This window comes from Spirillospora sp. CA-142024, assembly GCF_050942325.1.
Lineage (GTDB): Bacteria > Actinomycetota > Actinomycetes > Streptosporangiales > Streptosporangiaceae > Spirillospora.
The window spans coordinates 5,155,219-5,173,957 of record NZ_CP192077.1; the positions used below are offsets into that span (position 1 = coordinate 5,155,219).

At 72.7% G+C, this 18,739-nt stretch carries 20 protein-coding genes and 1 pseudogene; 16 read left to right on the plus strand and 5 right to left on the minus strand.

Translation table 11 applies throughout. The features are described from left to right. The first annotated feature begins 26 nt into the window (after positions 1-26). Positions 27-2,789, plus strand: coding sequence for an FAD-binding and (Fe-S)-binding domain-containing protein (locus ACQPZP_RS24845; protein ID WP_433479673.1), 2,763 nt, complete (start codon positions 27-29; stop codon positions 2,787-2,789). On the opposite strand, the gene ACQPZP_RS24850 is transcribed toward ACQPZP_RS24845, so the two are convergent. Next, the gene (locus tag ACQPZP_RS24850) at positions 2,786-3,535 is read right to left on the minus strand and encodes an IclR family transcriptional regulator (protein ID WP_433472116.1); all 750 of its coding nucleotides are present in this window, start codon (positions 3,533-3,535) and stop codon (positions 2,786-2,788) included. The two genes, ACQPZP_RS24845 and ACQPZP_RS24850, sit on opposite strands and share 4 nt — an antisense overlap. A 94-nt stretch (positions 3,536-3,629) precedes the next feature. Here ACQPZP_RS24850 and ACQPZP_RS24855 point away from each other — a divergent pair, with 94 nt between their 5' ends. The 4 genes from ACQPZP_RS24855 (at position 3,630) to ACQPZP_RS24870 (ending at position 7,076) form a co-directional block, all read left to right on the plus strand. After that, positions 3,630-4,427, plus strand: coding sequence for a 2-keto-4-pentenoate hydratase (locus tag ACQPZP_RS24855; RefSeq protein WP_433472117.1), 798 nt, complete (start codon positions 3,630-3,632; stop codon positions 4,425-4,427). Continuing rightward, the gene (locus ACQPZP_RS24860) at positions 4,424-5,371 is read left to right on the plus strand and encodes an acetaldehyde dehydrogenase (acetylating) (protein WP_433472118.1); all 948 of its coding nucleotides are present in this window, start codon (positions 4,424-4,426) and stop codon (positions 5,369-5,371) included. Before ACQPZP_RS24855 ends, ACQPZP_RS24860 begins: the two co-directional genes overlap by 4 nt. Further along, the gene (dmpG, locus tag ACQPZP_RS24865; protein WP_433472119.1) at positions 5,368-6,399 is read left to right on the plus strand and encodes a 4-hydroxy-2-oxovalerate aldolase; all 1,032 of its coding nucleotides are present in this window, start codon (positions 5,368-5,370) and stop codon (positions 6,397-6,399) included. Before ACQPZP_RS24860 ends, dmpG begins: the two co-directional genes overlap by 4 nt. Positions 6,400-6,485: 86 nt before the next feature. After that, on the plus strand, positions 6,486-7,076 hold the full coding sequence (locus ACQPZP_RS24870; protein WP_433461679.1) for a TetR/AcrR family transcriptional regulator: 591 nt from the start codon (positions 6,486-6,488) through the stop codon (positions 7,074-7,076). Between the two features lie 5 nt (positions 7,077-7,081). Here the strand turns inward: ACQPZP_RS24870 and ACQPZP_RS24875 are convergent, their stop codons facing one another. Beyond that, complete coding sequence (locus ACQPZP_RS24875; protein ID WP_433472120.1) at positions 7,082-7,933, minus strand: universal stress protein; 852 nt, start codon at positions 7,931-7,933, stop codon at positions 7,082-7,084. A 118-nt stretch (positions 7,934-8,051) separates the two neighbouring features. Between ACQPZP_RS24875 and ACQPZP_RS24880 the strand changes: the two genes are divergently transcribed. Continuing rightward, positions 8,052-8,603 carry an Rv1733c family protein gene (locus ACQPZP_RS24880; RefSeq protein WP_433472121.1) on the plus strand — a complete coding sequence of 184 codons (552 nt, stop codon included), beginning with the start codon at positions 8,052-8,054 and terminating at the stop codon, positions 8,601-8,603. 27 nt (positions 8,604-8,630) lie between these two features. Here ACQPZP_RS24880 and argG read toward each other — a convergent pair whose 3' ends face one another. Then, complete coding sequence (gene argG, locus ACQPZP_RS24885) at positions 8,631-10,079, minus strand: argininosuccinate synthase (protein WP_433472122.1); 1,449 nt, start codon at positions 10,077-10,079, stop codon at positions 8,631-8,633. Positions 10,080-10,234: 155 nt separating this feature from the next. On the opposite strand from argG, the gene ACQPZP_RS24890 reads away from it, so the two are divergent. From ACQPZP_RS24890 to ACQPZP_RS24900, 3 genes are read left to right on the plus strand one after another with little or no spacing between them, the layout of a single operon-like run. Beyond that, on the plus strand, positions 10,235-10,588 hold the full coding sequence (locus tag ACQPZP_RS24890) for a hypothetical protein (protein ID WP_433472123.1): 354 nt from the start codon (positions 10,235-10,237) through the stop codon (positions 10,586-10,588). Next, the gene (locus ACQPZP_RS24895; RefSeq protein ID WP_433472124.1) at positions 10,585-11,025 is read left to right on the plus strand and encodes a MerR family transcriptional regulator; all 441 of its coding nucleotides are present in this window, start codon (positions 10,585-10,587) and stop codon (positions 11,023-11,025) included. The genes ACQPZP_RS24890 and ACQPZP_RS24895 overlap by 4 nt, the downstream gene beginning before the upstream one ends. A 22-nt stretch (positions 11,026-11,047) precedes the next feature. Further along, a complete protein-coding gene (locus ACQPZP_RS24900; protein ID WP_433472125.1) occupies positions 11,048-11,380 on the plus strand; it encodes a YnfA family protein in 333 nt (110 codons plus the stop codon). Here the strand turns inward: ACQPZP_RS24900 and ACQPZP_RS24905 are convergent. Then, on the minus strand, positions 11,358-12,854 hold the full coding sequence (locus tag ACQPZP_RS24905; RefSeq protein WP_433472126.1) for an MFS transporter: 1,497 nt from the start codon (positions 12,852-12,854) through the stop codon (positions 11,358-11,360). The two genes, ACQPZP_RS24900 and ACQPZP_RS24905, sit on opposite strands and share 23 nt — an antisense overlap. A gap of 24 nt (positions 12,855-12,878) precedes the next feature. On the opposite strand from ACQPZP_RS24905, the gene ACQPZP_RS24910 reads away from it, so the two are divergent. The 7 genes and pseudogenes from ACQPZP_RS24910 to ACQPZP_RS24940 form a co-directional block, all read left to right on the plus strand. Then, the gene (locus tag ACQPZP_RS24910) at positions 12,879-13,322 is read left to right on the plus strand and encodes a MerR family transcriptional regulator (RefSeq protein WP_433472127.1); all 444 of its coding nucleotides are present in this window, start codon (positions 12,879-12,881) and stop codon (positions 13,320-13,322) included. 161 nt (positions 13,323-13,483) lie between these two features. Beyond that, on the plus strand, positions 13,484-13,909 hold the full coding sequence (locus ACQPZP_RS24915; RefSeq protein ID WP_433472128.1) for a hypothetical protein: 426 nt from the start codon (positions 13,484-13,486) through the stop codon (positions 13,907-13,909). Between the two features lie 173 nt (positions 13,910-14,082). Then, positions 14,083-15,321, plus strand: a complete 1,239-nt coding sequence (locus ACQPZP_RS24920; RefSeq protein ID WP_433472129.1) for an MFS transporter — start codon at positions 14,083-14,085, stop codon at positions 15,319-15,321. A 5-nt stretch (positions 15,322-15,326) separates the two neighbouring features. Beyond that, positions 15,327-16,160: a DUF6597 domain-containing transcriptional factor gene (locus ACQPZP_RS24925; RefSeq protein WP_433472130.1), complete on the plus strand. Its 834-nt coding sequence runs from the start codon at positions 15,327-15,329 to the stop codon at positions 16,158-16,160. A gap of 52 nt (positions 16,161-16,212) precedes the next feature. Then, the gene (locus tag ACQPZP_RS24930) at positions 16,213-17,535 is read left to right on the plus strand and encodes an FAD-binding oxidoreductase (RefSeq protein WP_433472131.1); all 1,323 of its coding nucleotides are present in this window, start codon (positions 16,213-16,215) and stop codon (positions 17,533-17,535) included. 19 nt (positions 17,536-17,554) lie between these two features. Continuing rightward, complete coding sequence (locus tag ACQPZP_RS24935) at positions 17,555-18,160, plus strand: dihydrofolate reductase family protein (RefSeq protein ID WP_433472132.1); 606 nt, start codon at positions 17,555-17,557, stop codon at positions 18,158-18,160. Positions 18,161-18,183: 23 nt separating this feature from the next. After that, positions 18,184-18,411, plus strand: a pseudogene (locus ACQPZP_RS24940) (NAD-dependent epimerase/dehydratase family protein); the annotation flags it as partial. On the opposite strand, the gene ACQPZP_RS24945 reads toward ACQPZP_RS24940, so the two are convergent. Continuing rightward, the gene (locus ACQPZP_RS24945; RefSeq protein ID WP_433472133.1) at positions 18,405-18,569 is read right to left on the minus strand and encodes a hypothetical protein; all 165 of its coding nucleotides are present in this window, start codon (positions 18,567-18,569) and stop codon (positions 18,405-18,407) included. The pseudogene ACQPZP_RS24940 and the gene ACQPZP_RS24945 sit on opposite strands and share 7 nt — an antisense overlap. Positions 18,570-18,739: the final 170 nt, after the last annotated feature.

The window sequence follows — 18,739 nt, forward strand, 5'->3', positions numbered from 1 at the left end:
TGGACGACTCCGCGCTCGCGCGGTCGATGTACTCGTCGGACGCCTCGCTGTACCGGGTCCCGCCGCGGGTCGTGGTGACGCCGCGGGAGGCGGGCGAGCTGCCGGCCGTGCTCGGGGTGTGCCGGGAGGCCGGGGTGCCGCTCACGATGCGCGGCGGCGGGACGTCCATCGCGGGCAACGCGGTCGGGCCCGGGGTCGTCGTGGACGTCAGCCGGCATCTGAACCGGGTGCTGGAGATCGACCCGGAGGCGGGGACGGCGCTGGTCGAACCGGGGATCGTGCAGGCGCGGCTGCACCAGGTGGCGGCCGGTCACGGGCTGCGGTTCGGGCCCGATCCGTCCACCCGGACGCGGGCCACGCTGGGCGGGATGATCGGCAACAACGCGTGCGGGTCGCGGGCGCTCGGGTACGGGCGGACCAGCGACAACGTGCTCGGGCTCGACGTGGTGACGGGCTCCGGCGAGCGGCTGCGGCTCGGGGACGTGCCCGGGGACGTCGCGGAGAGCGGGCTCCTCGACCGGCTTCGCGGGCTGGTGGGCGAGAACCTCGCGCTCGTCCGGACCGAGTTCGGGCGGTTCGGGCGGCAGGTGTCCGGCTACTCGCTGGAGCATCTGCTGCCGGAGAAGGGCTTCGACGTCGCGCGGGCGCTGGTGGGCAGCGAGGGGACGCTCGCGCTGACACTGGCGGCACGGATCCGCATGGTGCGGGAGCCCGCGTGCAGGCTGCTCGTGGTGCTCGGGTACGGGTCGATGGCCGAGGCCGCCGACGCCGTCCCGGCGATCCTGCCGCACGGGCCTGTCGCCTGCGAGGGGCTGGACGCGCGGATCGCGAACGTCGTGCGGGAGCGCCGGGGCGCCGACGCCGTGCCCCCGCTGCCGGCGGGGTCCGGGTGGATGCTGGTCGAGCTCGCCGGGCCCGAGCTCGGGGCGCTGCGGGCGACCGCGCGCAAGGTCGTCGGCGAGTCGGGCTGCGCCGACTCGATGCTGGTGGAGGACATGGCGCTGGCCGACGCGCTCTGGCGGATCCGCGAGGACGGCTCGGGGCTCGTCGCGCGCACGCCCGAGGGCGAGCAGGCGCACGCCGGATGGGAGGACGCGGCCGTCCCGCCGGAGCGGCTCGGCGCCTACCTGCGGGAGTTCGAGGCGCTGCTGGGCCGGTACGAGCTCTTCGGCGTGCCGTACGGGCATTTCGGCGACGGCTGCATCCACGTGCGGATCGACTTCCCGTTCGGTCGGGCGGACGGAACGCGGATCTTCCGGGACTTCCTGAACGACGCGGCCGCGCTCGCGGCGTCGCACGGCGGCACGATGTCCGGCGAGCACGGCGACGGGCGGGCGCGCAGCGAGCTGCTGCCGCACATGTACTCCGCCGAGGCGCTGGCGCTGTGCTCGGCTGTCAAGGACGCCTTCGACCCGGACGATCTGCTGAATCCGGGCATCGTCGTCCGCCCGGCGGCGGTGGACGCCGATCTCCGCGCCGTGCAGACGATCCCGCTGAACCGGGGTCTCGGCCTCGCCTACCGGGACGACCGCGGCGATCTCTCCCGGGCCGTGCACCGGTGCACGGGCGTGGGCAAGTGCCGCGCCGACAACACCGCGGCGGGCGGCGTGATGTGCCCCTCCTACCTCGCCACCCGCGAGGAAAAGGACTCCACGCGCGGGCGCGCCCGGGTCCTGCAGGAGGTCGTCAGCGGCAAGCTCGGCCCGGACGGCTGGAAGTCCGAAGCCGTGCACGACGTGCTCGACCTGTGCCTGTCGTGCAAGGGCTGCGCCTCCGACTGCCCGACCGGGATCGACATGGCGTCCTACAAGGCGGAGGCGCTGCACCAGCGGTACCGCAGGAGGTTCCGGCCGCGCGCCCACTACGCGCTCGGGTGGCTTCCGCGCTGGACGCGGCTCGCCGCCAAGTCGCCCGCGACGATCAGGGTGATGAACGCCGTGATGCGGTCACGCGCCCTGAAACCGCTGGTCGCGTGGGGTGCGGGCATCGACCGGCGGCGCACGCTACCCGCGTTCGCGCCCGTGACGTTCCGGCGCTGGTTCGCGTCCCATCGCAGCCCGGAGGGCCGCAACGGCGAGGTCGTCCTGTTCGTGGACAGCTTCACCGACGCGTTCTCCCCCATTGTCGGCCGGGCGACGGTGAAGGTGCTGGAGCACGCCGGCTACCGCGTGGCGGTGACCGAGCGCCCGGTCTGCTGCGGGATCACGTGGATCTCGACGGGGCAGCTGGACCGGGCGCGCGCGCAGGCCCGGCGGACCGTCCGGGCGCTGCTGCCGTTCGTCCGGCGCGGTGCGAAGGTCGTCGGCATGGAGCCGTCCTGCACGGGCGTGCTGCGGTCCGACGCCGAGGAGCTGCTGAGCGGGGTGGACGCGGCGGCGGCGCGCGAGGTGGCCGCGGCGACCCGCACCCTCGCCGAGCTGCTCGCCGAGACCGAGGACTGGACGCCCCCCGACCTGTCCGGTGTCACCGGGATCGCGCAGCCGCACTGCCATCACCACGCCGTCATGGGCTGGACGAAGGACGCCGCCCTGCTCAGGAAGGCGGGCGCGGACGTCGGCAGGCTCGGCGGCTGCTGCGGGCTCGCCGGGAACTTCGGCGTCGAGAAGGGCCACCACGACGTGTCGGTCGCGGTCGCCGAGCAGCAGTTGCTCCCCGCCGTCCGGGACGCGGGGAAGGGCGATGTCGTCCTCGCCGACGGGTTCAGCTGCCGCACGCAGCTGAACGAGCTGGCGCAGCGCGACGGCGAGCACCTCGCGCAGCTCCTGGCCCGCCACCTGCCGGACCGCTAACCGCCCAGGGTGCGCGACAGCGTGAGCGCCGCCGTGTGGACGGCCGGCGCGACGGCGGCGAGCCGCATCTTGTTCGACCAGCCCGACACCGACAGGGCGCCGAGGGCCAGACCGTCCGGGCCGAGGACGGGGCTCGCCGCGCACACGATCCCGGCGCCCGACTCCTCCCGGTCGTAGGCGACGCCCTCGCGGTGGATCCGCTCCAGCTCCCTGGCGAGCAGGCCCGGCGCGGTGACGCTGCGCTCGCTGGTCTTGACCAGCGCGGACTCCAGCACGGCCGTCACCACGTCCGGCGGGGAGAACGCCAGGATCGCCTTCCCCACCCCGGTCACGTGGGCGGGCAGCCGGCCGCCGACCTGCGACGGCAGCCGCGGCCCGCCGGACGAGCCGAGGATCTCCACGTAGACGACCTCGCCGCCCTCCAGCACCGCGAGATGGACGGTCTGCCGGGTCGCCTCCCGCAGGTCCGACATGTACGGGACGGCGGCGTCCCGCAGCACCCGCTGGCGCGGCACCCGCTGCCCGATCTCGAACAGCTTCAGCCCGAGCCGCACCCGCGGGCCCTGCCGCTCCAGCAGCCCCGCCTCGACGAGGTCGAGGGCGATCCGGTGCGCGGTCGACTTCGGCAGGCCGCTGCGCCGGCCGAGCTCGGCGGCGCCGAGGGCGTCGTCGTCGGCGCGGAAGGCGCTCAGCACCGCGACGGCGCGGCGCAGGAAGCCGTCCTCGGACGGCACGGGCGGCGCCATGAGAACAAGTGTCCCACCACGCGGGACGGACGCGTTGCCCGCGGTGGTCCGGGCGGGAGAGGCTCGGCCTGCCCGTACGAACGAAAGGACGCTCATGGACCCGGGTTCCGTGGAGAAGGCCGCGGCGGCGCTGCTCGACGCGTACGCCACCGGCACTCCCATCTCGCCGCTGACGAAGGACCATCCGGACATGTCGGTGGCCGACGCCTACGCGGTCCAGCTCGCCCAGGTCGAGGCGTGGACGGCCGCGGGCGCGCGGATCAAGGGCCACAAGGTCGGGCTGACCTCGGCCGCGATGCAGCGGCAGATGGGCGTGGACCAGCCCGACTTCGGCGTCCTGCTGGACACGATGTTCCTGCCGGAGAGCGGCCCGATCGACACCGGCCGGTTCCTGCAGCCGCGGATCGAGCCGGAGATCGCGTTCGTGCTGGGCCGCCCGCTGTCCGGGCCGGGCGCGACCGCGGCGGACGCCGTCGCGGCCGTCGAGTACGTGCTGCCGGCGCTGGAGGTCATCGACTCCCGCATCGCGGACTGGAAGATCACTCTGCCGGACACGATCGCGGACAACGCGTCCAGCGGCGGGGTCGTGCTCGGCACGCGTCCGGTCCGGCTGGACGACCAGGACCTGTCGCTGATGGGCTGCCTGCTGCGGCGCGACGGCGACCTGATCGACACCGGCGCGGGCGGCGCGGTCCTCGGCTCGCCGATCAACGCGCTGGTCTGGCTGGCCAACGTGCTCGGTGAGCGCGGCGTGGGCCTGGAGGCGGGGCACGTGGTGCTGCCCGGCTCGATCACCGCGGCGGTCCCGGTCGCACCCGGGGAGACGCTGACGGCGACGTTCGCCGGAATCGGGTCGGTTACCGCACGTTTTGGGAAGGAGGAGCTGACATGAGCGAAGCGAACCGGGGGGCGCGGGGGGTCGTCCCCCCGCAGGCAACAGAGCGCAAGCTGACCGCTGCGATCGTCGGGCCGGGCAACATCGGCACCGACCTGCTGGTCAAGCTGACGCGCAGCGAGCTGATCGACGTCCACTCGATGGTGGGGGTGGTCCCCGAGTCCGACGGCCTGGAGCGCGCCCGCAAGATGGGCGTCCCGGCGTCGGCGGAGGGCGTGGACTGGCTGCTGAAGCAGCCGGCCCTGCCGGACATCGTGTTCGAGGCGACGTCGGCGAAGGCGCACCTGGCGAACGCCCCCCGCTACGAGGAGGCGGGGATCACGGCGATCGACCTGACGCCCGCCGCCACGGGCCCGCTGGTGTGCCCCCCGGTGAACCTGGACTCGCTGTCGGACGCCCCGAACCTCAACATGATCACGTGCGGCGGGCAGGCCACGATCCCGATCGTGCACGCCGTGTCGTCGGTGGTCCCGGTGCCGTACGCGGAGATCGTCGCGTCCATCGCGTCCCGGTCGGCGGGGCCGGGGACCCGCGCCAACATCGACGAGTTCACCGAGACCACGGCCCGCGCCATCGAGCAGGTCGGCGGCGCCGGACGGGGCAAGGCGATCATCATCCTGAACCCGGTCGACCCGCCGATGATCATGCGGGACACGGTGTTCTGCGCGATCCCGTCGGACGCCGACACCCGGGCGGTCGCCGAGTCGATCGAGAAGATGGTCGGGGAGGTCGCCGCCTACGTCCCGGGCTACACGCTGCGGGTCGAGCCGCAGTTCGACGAACCCCGCGACATCTGGAACGGGATGGCCCGCGTCGCGGTGTTCCTGGAGGTCCGCGGCAACGGCGACCACCTGCCCCCCTGGGCCGGCAACCTCGACATCATGACCGCGGCGGCCGCCCGGGTCGGCGAGCAGCTCGCGCTCAGGAAGGCGACCTCATGAGCGACGTCATCGACAAGATCAGGATCACCGACTCGACGCTGCGGGACGGCAGTCACGCGATGGCGCACCGCTTCACCGAGGATCAGGTCCGCGGCGTCGTGCACGCCCTCGACTCCGCCGGGGTGGAGGTCATCGAGGTCACCCACGGCGACGGCCTCGGCGGCTCGTCCTTCAACTACGGCTTCTCGCTGGAGGACGACGTCAAGCTCGTCGCCGCCGCCGTGGACGAGGCGAGCCAGGCCAAGATCGCCGTGCTGCTGCTGCCGGGCCTCGGCACCGTGCACGACCTGAGGATGGCGCACGACGCGGGCGCGTCCGTCGCGCGGGTCGCGACGCACTGCACCGAGGCGGACGTGTCGCTGCAGCACTTCGCCGCCGCCCGCGAGCTCGGCATGGAGACCGTCGGGTTCCTCATGCTGTCGCACCGGGTCGGCCCGGAGGAGCTGGCGCGCCAGGCGCGGATCATGGTGGACGGCGGCGCGCAGTGCGTCTACGTCGTCGACTCCGCGGGCGCGCTCGTCCTCGGCGAGGCGCAGGAGCGGATCAGCGCGCTGGTGAAGGAGATCGGGCACGAGGCGCAGGTCGGCTTCCACGGCCACCAGAACCTGTCGCTGGGCGTCGCGAACTCCGTCCTGGCGCAGCAGAACGGCGCCCGGCAGATCGACGGTGCGCTGTGCGCGCTCGGGGCGGGGGCGGGCAACTCCCCCACCGAGGTGCTGGTCGCGACGTTCGAGCGGCTCGGCGTCCCGACCGGCGTGGACGTGCAGGGTGCGCTGGCGGCGGCCGACGACGTGGTGAAGCCGTTCCTGCACCGGCTGCCGTTCGCCGACCGCGGCGCGATCACGCAGGGGTACGCGGGCGTGTACTCCAGCTTCCTGCTGCACGCCGAGCGGGCCGCCGAGCGGTACGGCGTCCCGGCGCACGAGATCCTGCAGAAGGTCGGGGAGGCCGGCTACGTGGGCGGCCAGGAGGACATGATCATCGACGTGGCCCTCCAGCTCGCCGCCGAGCGCGATCGGGCGTCCTGATCCGCCGGGGCCCGCCCGGCGACGGCGCGCGGGCTCCGGCGATCATGATCTTTGCAGGGTGCAAGCGTTGGGATAGCTTGAACGGCATGACCCACGAGGACAATCGCGCGTCGACTCCTCGCGGGCGGGCGCGCCGCGACCAGCTCGTCCGGATCGGTCTCGATCTGCTCGCCGAGGGCGGCTGGCCCGCGATCACCGCCCGGGCGGTGGCGGACCGCGCCCGCATCCGGCCGGGCCTGCTCCACCATTACTTCAACGGGCTGCCCGGGCTGCACGTCGCCGTCGCGCAGCGCGCCAGCGAAACGATCATCGACCCTGTGGTGGACGCGCTGGTCGCCGCGCCCGACACGCCTGCCGCGCTGCGCACGCTCCGCGACCTGGTGCCGGGCATGATCGCTGGTGAGCGCAACCTCAGACTCGCCGCGGAACTGCTGGTCAGGGCGCTGCGCGACCCGCGGATGGGGGCCGAGCGGCGAGACTGGTCGCGGGCCGTCCGGGGCCGGATCGCCGCCCGGCTGGAGCAGCTGTGCCCGCACTGGCCGGCCGAGCGCCGCGAGGGCACCGCCATGCTCTTCACCGCGATGCTGGACGGCCTCATGCTCCAGCTGATCCTCGACCCCGACCTGCCCGCGGACCCCGCCCTGCACGCGACGGAGGCCCTGGTCGCCGACCCCTGACGCCCTCAGGCGGGGCGGGCTGGGACGATCGCGACGGTGCGGCGGGCGCCCCGGAGCATCTCCGAGCTGGTCGAGCCGAGCGGTCCGGTGCCGGCGCCCCGGTCGCCCAGCACCAGGAGGCCGGCGTCGTCCGCCGCGTTGCACAGTGCCTCGTGGGGACGCTCCAGCGTCAGCGAGACCCGGATCTCGACCTTCGGGTACCGCTCCCGCCACGGCCCGACGGCCTCCTCCAGTTCGGCGGTGCGCGTCTTCTCCAGCAGCTCCCGGTCGTTGAACAGGGCCAGCTCGTGATCGGCGACCGCGGCGGGCTCCCAGGCCCCGTAGACGACGTGCAGGTCCCACTCGCGCAGGGCCGCCTCGCTCGCGGCGAATCCCAGCGCCGCGTCGCACCACGCCGACCCGTCGGCCCCGGCCACGACACGGCGCGGGCCCGTCCCCTCCCGGACGACGACCACCGGCCGGTGCGCACGCGCGGACAGCTCCAGCGCCGTCGACCCTTCGTCCAGCCGCTCGCGCGCCCCGACCACGATCACTTCCGCCCTGCCGGACGCGCGGTGCAGGGCCTCGGGCACCGGCCCCCTCGCCAGCAGCCTGCGGACCGTCCCGGGCGCGCCCAGTTCACGCGCCCGCCGCGTGCCCCGCTCGAGGAGGTTCTCCCCCCGGCGCCTCATGATCGTTTCGCACCGCCGGTCCTCATGCTCTTCCGGGTAGGGCCAGTGCCAGCAGTGGCACATCACCAGCTCCACCCCGCGCAGCCGCGCCTCCTCGACCGCCCAGCGCAACGCCGCGTCGTTGTGCGCCGTCCCGTCGTAACCGAACAGGACGTGCCCTTCTTGGTTCCTCTCTACGCCCTCCATGTGCCTGCCCTCCTCCTGCCAGTCTGCGCGCCCGCGGCGCACACCAGAAGGGCCTTTCGTCCCTGGCGGGTGCCTGACCACTTTCATGAGCGATTACTGTCAGGACAAGGAGGAGGCAATGAGAAGGCTAGGACGCGTCCGCCGCCGGTTCGGCTTCGACCGCAACGATCTGAGACGCACCGTCGACCGCCGCCAGTGGGCCGTCGGCGTCGGTGCCGCGGCCCTGTTCACGGTGCTCGCCCCGCCCAGCTCGGCGATCATGGGCGCCGACGCCTACTACAGCGGCGTCAAGGCCGAGCACCGGTACGTCCACCGGATCACCGCGCAGATCACCCGCATCGACTCGCAGGGCGGCGCCGGCCTGCACCACACCTACGCCGAGCTGGTCTGGACGTCCCTCGACGGCCGACCGCGGACCACCGTCGTCCCGGCGGACAAGTCCGTCCGGCCCGGCATGGGACACGAGATATGGGTGGACGCCGCGGGCAACCCCGTCCGGCGACCGCAGACCCGCACCGACACCCTCGCGACCACGTCCGTCGCCGCGGCCATGGCGCTCACGGTCGTGGGCCTGCCGCTCCTGTCGGTCTACCTCCTCGTCCGCCGCCGCTGCGACCGCCGCCGCGACTGCCTCTGGGACGAGAGCTGGACCGCCCTGGCCCACCACTGAACCGGGTGGACCGTACGTCCGCAGCGGTCAGTCGGTGCCGAACTCCATCGCGGCGCGGTCGAGGACCTCGGCGTCGCGGGAGTCCTTGCCGCGGGAGGCGATCGCCTGGGCGCCGCCCTCGGACATCGCGCCGATGAGACCGGTGGAGGCGGCCTGGGCGGCACCGATCAGGGCCGGGTGCGAGCTGCCGACCATGCCGAGCCCCGCGTACTGCTCCAGCTTGGCGCGGGAGTCGGCGATGTCGAGGTTGCGCATGGTCAGCTGGCCGATGCGGTCGACGGGGCCGAAGGCGGAGTCCTCGGTACGTTCCATGGACAGCTTGTCCGGGTGGTAGCTGAACGCCGGCCCGGACGTGTCGAGGATGGAGTAGTCCTCGCCGCGCCGCAGCCGCAGCCGCACCTCGCCGGTGACGGCCGTCCCGACCCAGCGCTGAAGGGACTCGCGCAGCATCAGGGCCTGCGGGTCGAGCCAGCGGCCCTCGTACATCAGGCGGCCGAGCCGCCGTCCCTCGGCGTGGTAGGTGGCGAGGGTGTCCTCGTTGTGGATCGCGTTGACGAGCCGCTCGTAGGCCGCGTGCAGGAGCGCCATGCCGGGCGCCTCGTAGATGCCGCGGCTCTTGGCCTCGATGACGCGGTTCTCGATCTGGTCGGACATGCCCATGCCGTGCCGGCCGCCGATGGCGTTGGCCTCCAGCACCAGGTCGACGGCGGTCCCGAACTCCTTGCCGTTGATCGTCACCGGGCGGCCCTGCTCGAAGCCGATCGTGACGTCCTCGGCGGTGATCTCGACGGCGGGGTCCCAGAACCGCACGCCCATGATCGGCTCGACGAGCTCGACGCCGGCGTCGAGGTGCTCCAGGGCCTTGGCCTCGTGGGTCGCGCCCCAGATGTTCGCGTCGGTGGAGTACGCCTTCTCAACGCTGTCCCGGTAGGGCAGGCCGTGGGCGAGCAGCCACTCCGACATCTCCGTGCGGCCGCCGAGCTCGGTGACGAAGTCGGCGTCCAGCCAGGGCTTGTAGACCAGGAGGGACGGGTTGGCCAGCAGGCCGTAGCGGTAGAACCGCTCGATGTCGTTGCCCTTGAAGGTGGAGCCGTCGCCCCAGATCTGGACGTCGTCCTCCAGCATCGCGCGGACCAGCAGGGTGCCGGTGACCGCCCGGCCGAGCGGGGTGGTGTTGAAGTAGCTGCGGCCACCGGACCGGATGTGGAACGCTCCGCACGCCAGCGCCGCGAGCCCCTCCTCGACGAGCGCGGCCCTGCAGTCGACCAGGCGCGCGACCTCGGCCCCGTACTTCGTGGCGCGGCCGGGCACCGAGGCGATGTCGGGCTCGTCGTACTGCCCGATGTCGGCGGTGTAGGCGCACGGGATCGCGCCCTTGTCGCGCATCCAGGCGACCGCCACCGAAGTGTCGAGTCCACCGGAGAAGGCGATCCCGATGCGTTCACCGACGGGCAGGGAGGTCAGCACTTTCGACATGAGTAGAAGTATGCACGCTACTGCATGAACATGCAAAGCCTTCTCGGCGAATGTGACCACCGCCATGTGCCCCGCCCGGTTGCACCCGGTACCCGAGTACGGGCTTACCGTCGGTGTGTGGCCGCCGCCGGGTGCGGCCGTGACGAGGAGCGCGGATGGGCGATCAAGAGGTTCCGATCATGTGCACGCTGCCGCCGGACGGCCTGGTGAGCCGGCTGGGCGAGTTCGAGGCTCTGTTCGCCGCCTGCCTCGTCGGGCTGGACCGCGAGCCGCTGCGGCTGACGCTGACCTTCGACGCCGACGCCGGACGGGAGACGGCGATCCGGGAGTTGCTCGCCGCCGAGCAGCGGTGCTGTGCGTTTCTGCGGTTCGCCTTCGCCCGGGCCGAGGCCGGTCTCGTGGTGGAGGTGACCGCTCCGCCGGACGCCGGGCCCACCCTCGACGGGCTGCAGTCCCTCGCGGAGCGCGGTGCGCCCGCTGGCGTCGTGGCCAAGGGCTGGACGCCATGAGCGGCCGTTACGAGGGGCTGCGCTCCAGCCAGGTCGCCGCGGCCGCCGGGGTCAACCCGCAGACCCTGCGCTACTACGAGCGGCGCGGGCTGCTGGACCAGCCGGCGCGGTCCCTGGGCGGTCACCGCCTCTACCCGGCCGAGACCGTCGCGGTGCTGCGGGTGATCAAGGCCGCGCAGCGGCTCGGCTTCACCCTGGACGAGGTGGCCGGCCTGCTGGGCATCGCCCGCCGCTCCGACGCGGGCCTGGCCGACCGGGCCCGGGCGAAACTGCAGGAGGTGGAACACCGCATCGCCGACCTGCAGGTCGTCCGCGCCGCCCTGCACGACGCCGTCGACGCCGGCTGCGACGACCTCATGACCTGCGCCGCGGAACCGCGATGCCCCCTGCCGTTCGCCGAACTCGCGGGCCCGGGCACCGCGCGGGACCGGCCCTGACCGGGTCGGTACGGTTCCGCGTATGACGGTCGTCCGGTCCCTGGCCCTGTTCGTGCTCGCCGCGCTCGCCGAGATCGGCGGCGCCTGGATGGTCTGGCAGGGCGTCCGCGAACACCGGGGGTTCTGGTGGGTCGGCGCGGGCCTCGTGGCGCTCGGCCTCTACGGCTTCGTCGCCACCTTCCAGCCCGACGCTCATTTCGGACGCGTCCTGGCCGCCTACGGCGGCGTCTTCGTCGCCGGCTCCCTCGCCTGGGCCATGGTCATGGACGGCTTCCGTCCCGACCGCTGGGACGTCACCGGCGCCGCCATCTGCGTCCTCGGCGTCCTGACCATCATGTACGCGCCCCGCGCCTGACAACCCGCCTTGCGGGCGTCCTGGAGCCGCTGTCCACGTCCTCGAACAGGGACGCCGCCCGGTCGGCGGTGCTCAGGGCCCAGCGGCCGGTGCTGAGGAGCCCCAGGAGCAGGACGCCGATGCCAAGGCCGAGCACCAGCCACCACACACCGTGTTCCGCATCGGTGAAGGCCGTCCCGCCCTGGGACAGGGACGAGCCGACGATCGTGCCGGAGATGGCGACGCCCAAGGTGGTGCCGGTCTGGCGTCCGGCGGACGCCAGCGAGGACGCGGCCCCGGCCATCGAGCGAGGCATTCCCGACACGGCCGTGTTGGTGATCGGCGGGTTGACGGTGCCGAGGAAGACGCCGAACAGCAGGTAGATCGCCAGGACGGCGGGGAGCGGGGTGTCCGGGCCGAGCCAGAGTGACGCGCCGCCGCCCAGCGCCAGGGCCGCCCCGGCGATCACCAGCGGGGGCCGGGGCCCTCGCGTGCCGACCATCCGTCCGGTGAACGGGGACAGCACCACGACCAGGGCCCCGACCGGGAGCAGGCACAGCCCGGCAGTGAAGGCGGACATGCCGCGCACGTCCTGCAGGTACTGCGTGGTCACGAACAGGAAGGCGCCGAACCCGCACAGGGCCAGCAGCGCCATCACGATCGCCGAACCGAACGGCACGCTGCGGAACAGACGCGGTTCCAGCAGCGGGTCGGCGCGGCGCGGTTCGTAGGCGAGGAGGCCCGCGGCGCTGAGCACGGCGACGGCCAGCAGACCGAGAATGACCGGAGAGGTCCAGCCGGAATCGCGCGACTCGATGATCGCGTAGACGACGCCGGCCAGCAGCAGGACCACCAGGGTCTGCCCCACCGGGTCGAACCGGCGCGGCCGGGCGGCGCGGGACTCCGGTACGAACAGCGCGGTGCAGACGATGGCTGCGGCCACGACCGGCATGTTGATCCAGAAGATGGAGCGCCAGCCGAGGTCGTCGACGAGGGCGCCGCCGAGGATCGGCCCGAGCGCCAGTGACAGGCCGGTCACCGAGCCGAACACGCCGATGGCCCTGGCCCGCTCCCCCGCTTCGGGGAACGTGTCGGCGGCGATCGCCATCGCCACCGGGTTCAGCATCGTCCCGCCGGCGGCCTGCAGCGCCCGCGCCGCGATCAGCCATCCGATGCCCGGCGCCAGGCCGCACAGCAGCGAGCCGATCCCGAAGGCGGCGAGCCCGACCAGGAACACGCGCCGTCGTCCGACCCGGTCGGCGGTGGATCCGGCCAGGACGAGGAAACCGGCCAGCACCAGGGTGTACGCGTCGACCGTCCACTGCAGGCCGGACACCGACGTGCGCAGGTCGCCGCGGATCGCGGGCAGCGCGACGTTGACGATGGAGATGTCCATGACCACGACGAACGCGCTGGCGCAGCAGATGGCGAGCACCAGGAGCCGGCGGCGCCGGCCCAGCGCGCCGGCCGTGGTGGGGAGCGTCGAGTCACTCATGACACGGACGCTAGAATTTAGAGCGTGCTCGAAGTCAACAGGCAGCCGATGACGGACGCGGGCGTGACCATCGCCGAGGCCGCCCGGCGCACCGGCGTCAGCGTGCACACCCTGCGCTACTACGAGCGCGCCGGACTGGTCGTCGCCCCCGTCGACCGCACGGCCACAGGCCGGCGGCGCTACCACCGGCTCGACCTCGACTGGATCAAGATCTGCACAAGGCTGCGGGCCACCGGCATGCCCATCAGGACCATCCGGCGCTACGCCGAGCTCGTCTCCGCCGGACGCGGGAACGAGCAGGAACGGCTCGCGCTCCTGGAGGCCCACCGCGCCGACGTGACCGCCAGGCTCGCCGAGATCCAGGACAACCTCAAGCTCATCGACCACAAGATCGACGTCTACCGAGGCCGCCTCGAAGCCGGCGACGCCGACCGCCTCTGGGCCCCCGACCGCCGAGAGGACGACTGAGGCCGGTTCGGTCAGAGCCCCGCACCATTTCGCCGCGCCGCCGGCGCTCGGCATCGTTAAGATCGGCTGCCGGTCTGGATGAGGGGACGTCGATGGATCAGCGCGAAGAGCCTGGTGCCAATTCTGTGCGCCTCGGGCATGCCGGCGCGTTCGGGTGGCCGGTGACTCGGGCGATCGTCGCGTTCGTCGTTTTCGCGCTCCTTGCTGCGGTCCTGCCGGGCGGCCTGGCGATCCGCAACGCCCATGGCGGTTTCGTTGGACTGCTCACCTGGGCCCTTCTTGCCGTGGGCCTGCCGGTGGTCGTGGTAGCCGGCGTACTCCTGGCGGTGGGCTGGCGGAACGGCCGGCCGGCCGAGCTCACTGCGGACGGTGTGCGGCTGCCAGGGCGCCGCGCGGTGATCCTTTGGTCGGGTGTGGAGCGCTGCGGCGTCCGGGTCGCCGGGCGTAGGCGGCTGCTCGCGGCATGGCTGACGCCGCCCGAGCGCGGAACTCCCGGCGACATGCTGTGGCTGGGCGATGTCAGGCGCGCCTCAGTGCCCGAGGAGGACCTGCTGGCGATGGTGCGGGGCTGGACGGAGCTCCCCTGACGAGGGACCGCCCCTGCCGATGCGTGGTCTCCCCCGCGCTAGGAGCCGGATGGCGGGAAAACGACGTCGTGGTCCCGGGGGCACGGTGAGGTCGGGAATCCGCCAGGGGTAGGGCGGCGGCGCCTGTTGGGTGGAATGCGCAGGCATGACCACCCAACTCAGGACGGGAATCGATGCTCACCACTTCGTCCAGCGCCCCTGACACGACCGCGCGATCGGCACGGGCCGGATGGCCGGCCGTGCTGTCGGTGACGACGGGGATCTTCGCGATCGTCACGACCGAGATCCTGCCGATCGGGCTGCTGACGTCCATCGGGGCCGGCTTCACCGTCTCGGACGGGACGGCCGGGCTGATGATGACCATGCCCGGGTATCTGGCGGCGGTCTCGGCGCCCACGGTCACCGTCGTGACGGCGAGGATCGACCGGCGGGCGATGCTGTGCGCCCTCATGTTCCTGCTCGCGGCGGCGAACTTCATCGCCGCCGCCGCGCCGGCGTACTGGGCGCTGCTCGTCTCGCGCGTTCTCGTCGGGGTCGTCATCGGCGGTTTCTGGTCGATCGGGGCGGGGCTGGCGGGCCGCCTGGTGCCGGCGCGGTCCGTGCGGCGGGCGACAGCGGTGATCTTCTCGGCCGTTCCGCTGGGGTCGGTTCTCGGCGTGCCCATGGGGACGCTGATCGGCAACCTGGGCGGGTGGCGGGTCAGCTTCATGATCCTGGGTTTGCTTTCGGTGGCGGTGCTCATCGCGCTCGCCGTGCTGGTTCCGCCGCTGCCCGCAGGACACGTCACCCGGCTCGACGTCCTGGGCGGCATGGTCCGCGCCCGCGGCACACAACTCGCGCTGGCGGCGACGGTCCTCGTGGTGCTCGCACATTTCGCCACGTACACGTATGTCGCACCGTTCCTGGAGCGGGTCACGCACGTGTCGTCCGGGTCGATCACGATGTTCTTGCTTGCGTACGGCGTCGCGGGCGTCGCCGGCAACTTCCTCGCGGGCACGGCCGTCGCACGCCATCCGCACGCCGCCTTCGCCGCCGCCGGGAGCCTGATCGCCGTCGCGACACTGGCGCTGCCCCTTCTCGGACGATCGGAGCCGGGCGCCGTCGCGCTGCTGATCGTCTGGGGTGCGGGCTACGGCGCCGTCCCGGTCTGTTCGCAGACCTGGTTCGCCAGGGCTGCCCCGCACGCACCGGAAGCGGCCTCGGTGCTGTTCACGGCGTCCTTCCAGGCGACGCTCTCGACCGGCGCCCTGCTCGGCGGCATCGTCCTGGACGCCACGTCCCTTCCAACGGTCATGACACTTGGCGGCGCCACCGCAGTGTGCATGGCGCTGATCACGAGCTGGCGGGCATACCCAGGCCGAGGGCCGGACGCGCCGGGAGCTGTCGATCCCGCTCGGCCGGTGCGAGGATGACCGCAATGGAGTCCTACGTCGAGCGTCCGCCCTTGCCGGCACTGGCGGGTGTGGTGCGGACGGTCTGGATCCAGCGAGCCGGTGAGGCGGCGTATGTGCAGCGCCACCTGCCCACGGGCGGGGTCGAGATCCACTTTCCGATCGGTGGCCGTCCACAACTGGTGGGCCCGCTGACCGGTCCGGAGGTCGAGGTCATCCCGGCGCACACCACGATCGTGGGAGTGCGGTTCCAGCCAGGGACCGCGCCGCCCCTCCCGACGGTGCTCGACGACCTGGTGGACCAGCGCCTGGGCCTGGCGGACCTGTGGGGAAGTCCGGTGGATCGCCTCGTGGAGGCGATGGCCCGGGCCGGAACCCCCGAGCGCGCGCTGATGTTCTTGCAGGACCACCTCCTGCGGGAGTATCGACGTGTAGTCCGCGTGGATCCGCTGGTGGGCGAAGCCGTGAAGGCGCTGATGCCCTGGCAGCCGGTCAACATCGACGGCCTGGCCACCCACCTGGCGCTCTCCACGAGCCAGCTGCGCCGCCGCTGCCTGCATGCCGTTGGGATGAGCCCGAAAGCCCTCCAGCGGACGTTGCGGTTCCAGGGATTCCTCGCGCTGGCTCAGGCAGGGGCGGCCGCCACGGGCCGGCGTGGCGCGGACGGCACGGCGGGACTGGCGGTCGATGTCGGGTACGCCGACCAGGCGCACCTCAGCCGGGAGTGCCTCCGCCTGACAGGCCTCACCCCGCGGCAACTCCTCGGCGGCGACCTCGACCGGTGCGCCTGCGGTCATGAGCACTCCGCCTCCTACAAGCCCTTCCTCGCGGGGCGTAGAACGCCGTTGCTGCTTGCGTGAGGTTGCACGATTCGTTCAAGAACGGTCGCCGCAACGTCCATAGCCTCGATCCGTGTACGACTTAGCGCAGCTTCGCGACTCGCTCGACGGCGAGTTGGTCGGCCCTGACTCATCGGGCTATGAGGCGGTCCGCCGTCCCGCCAACGCCGCCTACCGTGACGCGCGGCCCCGGCTCGTGGTCCTGTGCCGCTCGGTTTCGGACGTCGTCGGCGCCATGCAGTACGCGGCGGCCACCGGCCTCCGCATCGTCCCTCGGGGCGGAGGGCACTGCTTCGCGGGCCGATCGTCGACGGACGGGATCGTGCTCGACATGTCCGGCCTCGACCGGATCAGCGTGTCCGGCGACGGGATCGCGACGATCGGCGCCGGTGCCCGCCTAGGGCAGGTGTATGCCGCGCTGCACGCGTACGGGCGGACCATTCCGGCCGGGTGCGGGGACACCGTGGGCATCACGGGGCTCACGCTCGGCGGCGGGATCGGTCTGCTCGGCCGCAAACACGGGCTGACCTGCGATCGCCTCGTCGGTGCACAGGTCGTGCTCCCCGACCGGAGCGTCGTGGATTGCGACCGCGACCACGAACCGGACCTGTTCTGGGCTCTGCGCGGCGCGGGCGGCGGCCAGTTCGGTGTGGTCACGTCGCTGCGGTTCGACACCGTGCCGGAGCCGATGACCACCCGCATCGAGGCGCACTGGTCGGGCATCGCCGTGGAGAGGCTGGTCACCGCCTGGCAGGACCGGGCACCGGTGGCGCCCGACGACATCACCGTGAACCTCACCCTCGCGGCGGACCCGGGCGGCCCCGTCCAGGCAACCCTCTCCGGCGCCTCGACCCTCGCGGAGGAGCCGACCCGGGAGCTGATGCGGGAGTTCACCGATCAGGCGGGTATGGCCTCCACGATCGAGTTGCGCGCCGGCCTGCCGTACCACCGCCTGAAGCTCGCCTTGGCCGACCCGCCTGACCAGCCCGAACTCGTGGTGCGGACCCGGTCGGAGTTCTTCTCCCACGCAATGGCCGACCGCACCCTCGCGTCGCTCTTGGCCCGGCTCGGCGCCCCGAGGACCTCGGGCCGACGGCAGCTCGCGTTCATCGCGATGGGTGGCGCCTACAACCGGCTCGCGGAGGACACCACCGCGTTCGCCCACCGCAACGAACGCTTCCTGCTCGAACACATCGGAGCCCCGACCGATCGCTGGGTCGACGCTTCCTGGGCGACCGCCCACACCGACGGGTCCGGGCGGGTGTACCCCAACTTCCCCGACCCCGCGCTCGACGACTGGGCCGTGGCGTACCACGCGGGCAACCACCCCCGGCTGGCAGCGGTCAAGGACGCCTACGACCCGCACCGGTTCTTCGACTTCCCCCAAGCGATCTGATCAATATCGGAGGAGAGATATGAGCAAGGTCTTCACCGCCCACGCCGTCTCCGTCGACGGCTACATCAGCGGTCGAACACCCGACGGCGACAAGGAGTTCGGACGCGGTCTCGGGGACGCGCCCATGCTCTTCGACTGGTACTTCGACGGGGACACGCCGAGCCGGATGTTCGACGGATTCAAGCTGAGCGAGCAGAGCGCCCAGGTGTTCGACGCCGCCGCGGCCCGGGTGGGGGCGGTGGTGTCCGGGCGCACTACCTATGAGCATTCCGGCCATTGGGGAGGCGGCGGCCCCCATCCGACGGCGCGGCTCTTCGTCCTCAGCCACCGGCCCGCGCCCGAGATCAGCGAGAGGCAAACGCTCGTCACCACCGGCATCGAGGACGCCATCGCGGCCGCCCGCGAGGCCGCCGGGAGCAAGGACGTCGCCCTCATGGGCGGCGGCGTGCTGACCTCCGCGCTGGAAGCGGGCCTCGTGGACGAGGTCATCCTGCACCAGGTGCCCGTCCTGCTGGGCGGCGGCCGCAGCTTCTTCCGGGAGCTCCCCGAGCACGTGGACCTGCGTCTGCTGGAGGCCGTCCAGGCACCCGGCGTGACCCACCTCCGCTACGAGGTGGTCCGATGATCCTCGTCACCGGAGGGCTGGGCATGATCGGCGCGCACACCGCCCGCGCGCTCGCCGACCTCGGACGGGAGGTCGTCGTCACCACGCACCGCCGGGCCGAGGTCCCGTCGTTCCTCGCCGGCCGGGTCACCGTCGAACCCCTCGACGTCACCGACCGGGACGCCTTCCTCGCCCTCGCCGCTCGCCACGACATCAGCGACATCGTCCACCTCGCCGGATCCATCCCCGGCAAGGACCCGGTCCACTACTTCCGCACGGACACGACCGGCCTTCTCAACGCGCTGGACACCGCCCGCGCGTCCAGCCGCTCACCACGCACAGCCTCCAGGGCAGCGGCGTTCAGCCGGTCGTGCTCCGGGTCGGGACGATCTGGGGACCGCTCGTCGATCCAGAGTCGCCGTTCTTCCACATTCCGCCCTTCATCAACGCGATCCTCCGCGGTGAGACCCCGCGGCCGCTGCACGCCGACGACGGCGGCGACTGCTGCTAAGCACCCGACGCCGGGCGGTCACCCCGGGGCTTGCGGCTCGACCTCCTGCCCGGACGGCAGAACGGCCGCGCCGCCGGCTGGTCGGTGGC